Consider the following 4,899-nt stretch of genomic DNA (forward strand, 5'->3'; position numbering starts at 1 on the left):
AGCGCCGGCGTCAGGTGTGAAGAATGTCTGGCTCTCTGTCGGGAATAGCACGACGTGCTCGGCGATCGTCACCAGCGGAGACACTTCACTATCGGTGATCGCCAAAATGGGCATTCCCTTCTCACGTGCAGCCTCGGCTAATTCGAGGGTCTGAAGGGAAGTAGGGAGTTTATTTGAAATGGCTAGAAGAACATCGTCGCTGGTGGCGCGAATGAGCGGATCGCCACTTGTGCCGGCAGGACCATCCAAATGAACGGTCTTCTCGCCAAGCAACGTCATGACGTAATGGAAATGCCAGGCGACGGAATGGCAAGAGCGCAACCCTAGCACATAAATCCTTCGAGCATTCGATAGTTGCTCCGCCATCTTATTCAGGTGCTCGATTGTGTCGGGGGCACACAGTCGATCAATCTGCGCGGAAAGGCCCTGGAGCATTCTAAACGCAAGACCCTCCCCGTTCGTCGCTGCCTCGGTCCTCTGCAGGGCTCGAGCGGCAAACCCGTCCGCGCTTACACGAATGACGTCGGCATGTTGTGCCCGGAAATCTTCATACCCTGAGAAGTCGAGAAACTTCGCCAGTCGCGTCATCGTGGATGGCTGCACGCCGGCGTTTCGCGCGAGCTCGCGCATTGAAACGAGCGCGACCTCTTGAGGATGCTCCAAAATGTGCCGAGCAGCCTGCTGCAACTGCTCAGACATCTCGTCGAATCGCTCGATAATCCGAGCGTGTAATGGACCCTTTTGCAACATTTGCCTCACATTCGACATCATAATTCACCTGGACCATCCCTCTCTGGAACAAAAAAGTCAAACAATTGAAAGCAGGCCATCATCAGGAACGTTCCAAAACTGGCACGCCTGAAAGGAAAACAAATGCATCAAAATGCGAATTATAAAACAGTTGTTGCATATTTTGCGGAAACCTGCAAATCAATGGGTGGAAACGTTCAATGCCGGACGGATAGGCACCCGAGATCACCATGACCAAAATTCTCCATCGAACGATCGGAACAACTCTGCCAACCGCGGTCGCGGGGGAGGGCATCTACGTCGTGGATAGCGAGGGCAGGAGCTACCTGGATGGGTCAGGGGGCGCCGCAGTCAGTTGCCTCGGGCACAATCATCCAGAAGTTCTGGACGCAATGAAAGTACAGATGGGTAGGATCAGCTACGCCCACACGTCGTTTTTTACCACTGATGTCGCCGAGCGGCTTGCCGAGCAATTGATCGAACTTGCGCCGGAAGGTCTCGATTATGTTTATCTGGTGTCTGGCGGTTCAGAAGCTGTGGAGGCCGCTCTCAAAATCGGCCCGCCAGTATTTTGTCGAAGTGGGGCAGCCGCAGCGGCGCCACATCATTGCACGTCGGCAGAGCTATCATGGTAATACGATCGGTGCTTTGGCAACAGGCGGCAATGCTTGGCGTCGTGCTCAGTTCAAACCGATCTTGCCCGAAACGCACCACGTTTCTCCGTGCTACGCCTACCGCGACCTGCAGGTGGGCGAAACGCCGGAGGCTTATGCCGAGCGTCTTGCATCGGAGTTGGAAGACAAGGTTCTTGAACTTGGCGCGGACAAGGTCATGGCTTTCGTCGCCGAGCCGGTGGTCGGTGCGACGCTGGGCGCCGTTGGCCCGGTTGCGGACTATTTCAAGCGGGTTCGACAGGTGTGCGACAAGTATGGCATCTTGCTTATCCTTGACGAGGTCATGTGCGGAATGGGGCGTACCGGCACAATCTTCGCTATGGAGCAGGAAGGCATTGTCGCGGATGTGGTCACGATCGCGAAGGGACTGGGCGGGGGCGTTTCAGCCGATCGGAGCGGTATTGCTCTCCGAAAAGATCTACCGTGCGTTCGCCGACGGGTCGGGTCTGTTCCAGCATGGACATACCTATATCGGACATCCGATCGCAGCAGCGGCAGCCAGTAAGGTGGTTGAAATAATCACGCGCCCGGAAATGATGGCGAACGTCATCCGGATGGGCGATCACCTCCAGGCCGGCCTCGATGAAGCGCTTGGACAATCACCCTATGTCGGCGACATCCGTGGCCGCGGCCTTTTCCGCGGCGTCGAGATCGTGGCAGACAAAGACACGAAACAACCTTTTGACCCGGCTCGCAAGATGCATTCTCGGATCAAGAAAGAGGCAATGCGCAGAGGCCTGATGTGCTACCCAATGGGGGGCACAATTGACGGGGCGCTGGGCGACCACGTGCTGCTGGCGCCACCATACATCATTCAGCCCGATGAAATCGATTTGATTGTCGAACGGCTTGGCGATGCAATCCGCGCCGCAGTGGCAGGTTGAGGCTCTCGCGAAATGACAAAACCATCCTGTTCTCCTATCTCTGATGAAAACTGGCCCGCCGATATCGCGGATATGAAAACTGGTTTCGCCGGCGCGCTCAATGTCTATCGCACCATGGCTCATCATCCAGCGCTCCTGAGGGCATGGGCCCCTCTAAGGCAGCACATCGTCAAAGACAGCGCTTTGGGAGCGGTTCGCTCTGAGCTCGTAATTCTGCGCGCCGCGCATCGGATGGGTTCCGCCTATGAGTGGGCCCATCATGTAAGCCGCGCTCGCGCTCTTGGCATTTCCGATACACGAATCCGAAGTATGGCTGGAACGCCGGATGGCGAAGATGGATTGATTGCCGAAGCTGTCGACGCGCTTTTTAGCGGAGCATGTCTGCCTTCGCATCTCGAGCAAGCCCTTGCTGCAACCATGGGGCGGCAAGCCGTCTTCGACCTCATGGCGACTGTCGGCTTCTACTCGGTGCTTGGTTTCATATTAATGACTTTCGACACACCGGTTGACCAAGGCGTTGCAGACGAGATGGCGGAACACCCAATCTGACGGGGCCGTCCCCTTAAGCCCACCGAGAGACGGGCGAAATGATGGCCAGTATTCGCCGCCAAATGGGAGATCACCATGAAAAAAGAATTGCACTTCGAACAAGAAGAATTCCAGACTCGTCTAGCTGCAGTCAAAAAGGAGATGGCTAAGAGAGGGATCGACATCCTCCTCCTTTCTGAACCGCCGAACCAGAACTACCTTACCGGCTACAATGCGTATTCCTTCTACACACCCCAAATGGTGATTGTGGCCCAGGACCATGCAGAACCGATTTGGATTGGCCGTTTCATGGACCGTGTTTCGGCCTCCATGACTACCTATCTGGCCGAGGACAACATCCGAGCCTATCTGGACACGTATGTTCAATCGGCGACGCTCTCTGCATATTCTTTCATGGCCGATATTGTGAAGGAACTCGGAGGCGATAAGGCGCGCATTGGCGTAGAGATGGGGGGCTACTATTATCCTGCTCGCGGCCACGCCGACCTGACACAAGCACTGCCCACTGCCGAGTTCGTGGACGCCGACCTCCTCGTTGGATGGATTCGCCTCGTCAAAAGCCCCGCCGAAGTGGCTATCATGCGTCAGGCCGGTCAGCTTGCAGATGCCGCCATGCAGCGGGTCATCGATATGGTGCAAGCCGGCGTTCGCGAGTGCGATATCGCGGCGGCAATCTACCATCAGCAGATTTCCGGCACGCTTGAGTTCGGCGGCGATTACCCTTGCTGCCCTCCCGATCTCTGCATCGGCGAGCGCTCAATCGCGCCACATGCCGCGTGGACGGATGACCCCCTGCCGGAGTCAACCGTTGTCAACCTGGAACTGAACGGATGCCGACATCGCTACCAGGTCAATCTGGCGCGTACGATCGTGGTCGGTCAACCATCAAATGCTTTCCTGAATCTGTCGGAAATCGCTGTTGAGGCCTTGAACGTCGGCCTGGATGCGGTTCGACCCGGTCGCACTTGCTCGGAGGTTGACGGCGATTTCCGCAAGGCTCTTGCCCGCCATGGGATCGAAAAAGAGTCCCGCATCGGTTATCCGACCGGCATTGGGTTCCCTCCGGCCTCTGGCGAACGCACGGCTAGCATTCGCAAGGGCGACGAAACCGTACTCAAGCCGGGTATGGTGTTCCACATGATGCCTGGCCTGTGGCTCGACAATGTCGGGATCACGATCACACAGAGCTTTGCTGTCTCCGACACGGGTTACGAACCTCTGACGAAGACACCGCGCAAGCTCTTCGTTAAATAGAGAGTGAATTCGGTGCGTACCCGTCTGGCTCCAGCATACCTTGTTCGTTTCCGAAATGGTGTGACCAGTTCGGACACGCAATTGTGCGGGAGAGAAACAACCGACGTGTGCGAGGCAGTATCGACATTGGAGGCCTCCGCACGGGTTCCCCCGATTCTTGTTCGGGGTGGTAGGTGATGGTTGAACTCGATCGCGCGGACATTGCGCTTCTCCAAGCCGTTCAAAAAAACAACCGACTAACCTCTGAAGAACTCGCGGGAATGGTCCACCTCTCGCCGACGGCATGCCAACGGCGATTGAGAAGGTTGCGCAACGAAGGCGTAATCGAAGGAGACGTTTCCATCGTCTCGCCCAAGTCAGTCGGACGACATATCACCATGATCGTCCTGGTGTCCCTTGAACGAGAAAGGGCGGACATCGTCGATCGATTCAAGGCGGCGATACGAAATACGCGTGAGGTGATGATGGGCTTCTACGTAACGGGAGATGCTGACTTCATGCTGGTGATTACTGCGAAGGACATGCAGGACTACGAGCACTTCACGCGTCGGTTCTTCTATGAAAACGCGGATATCAAAGGCTTCAAGACTATGGTTGTGATGGACCGTCTAAAGGCCAGCTTCGCTATCCCTCTCGAGGCATAGTGATGGCGTCGCGGGGCCCGGGTTCAGCGTCACCTTCTTTATTCTGGATGCACGAAGTGCATTGAAATCGACGGGCCGTGCAACTCCGCTGCTACTCGCTTAACAGACACCATGACGAAGGGACCAGGAGATCACTATGAACAC

Annotated in this window: 4 protein-coding genes and 1 pseudogene; 4 read left to right on the plus strand and 1 reads right to left on the minus strand. The window is 56.2% G+C overall.

The features are described 5' to 3' along the window. Positions 1-750 (minus strand): MurR/RpiR family transcriptional regulator (locus tag RCCGE510_RS32175; RefSeq protein ID WP_037080689.1); only part of this gene is annotated, 750 nt, incomplete at its 3' end. A gap of 230 nt (positions 751-980) precedes the next feature. On the opposite strand from RCCGE510_RS32175, the pseudogene RCCGE510_RS32180 reads away from it, so the two are divergent. The 4 genes and pseudogenes from RCCGE510_RS32180 (at position 981) to RCCGE510_RS32195 (ending at position 4,755) form a co-directional block, all read left to right on the plus strand. Beyond that, positions 981-2,308, plus strand: a pseudogene (locus RCCGE510_RS32180) (aspartate aminotransferase family protein). 12 nt (positions 2,309-2,320) lie between these two features. After that, complete coding sequence (locus tag RCCGE510_RS32185) at positions 2,321-2,857, plus strand: carboxymuconolactone decarboxylase family protein (RefSeq protein ID WP_037080686.1); 537 nt, start codon at positions 2,321-2,323, stop codon at positions 2,855-2,857. A gap of 75 nt (positions 2,858-2,932) precedes the next feature. Further along, a complete protein-coding gene (locus RCCGE510_RS32190) occupies positions 2,933-4,111 on the plus strand; it encodes a Xaa-Pro peptidase family protein (protein ID WP_007637524.1) in 1,179 nt (392 codons plus the stop codon). A 176-nt stretch (positions 4,112-4,287) separates the two neighbouring features. Further along, complete coding sequence (locus RCCGE510_RS32195) at positions 4,288-4,755, plus strand: Lrp/AsnC family transcriptional regulator (RefSeq protein ID WP_007637525.1); 468 nt, start codon at positions 4,288-4,290, stop codon at positions 4,753-4,755. Positions 4,756-4,899 lie beyond the last annotated feature (144 nt).

This window comes from Rhizobium sp. CCGE 510 (assembly GCF_000292525.1).
Lineage (GTDB): Bacteria > Pseudomonadota > Alphaproteobacteria > Rhizobiales > Rhizobiaceae > Rhizobium.

What these genes read in the sequence shown, in the direction of transcription:
- RCCGE510_RS32185 (WP_037080686.1), top strand. Translation starts at nt 2,321, where the DNA reads ATGACAAAACCATCCTGTTCTCCTATCTCTGATGAAAACTGGCCCGCC.
- RCCGE510_RS32190 (WP_007637524.1), top strand. Translation starts at nt 2,933, where the DNA reads ATGAAAAAAGAATTGCACTTCGAACAAGAAGAATTCCAGACTCGTCTA.
- RCCGE510_RS32195 (WP_007637525.1), top strand. Translation starts at nt 4,288, where the DNA reads ATGGTTGAACTCGATCGCGCGGACATTGCGCTTCTCCAAGCCGTTCAA.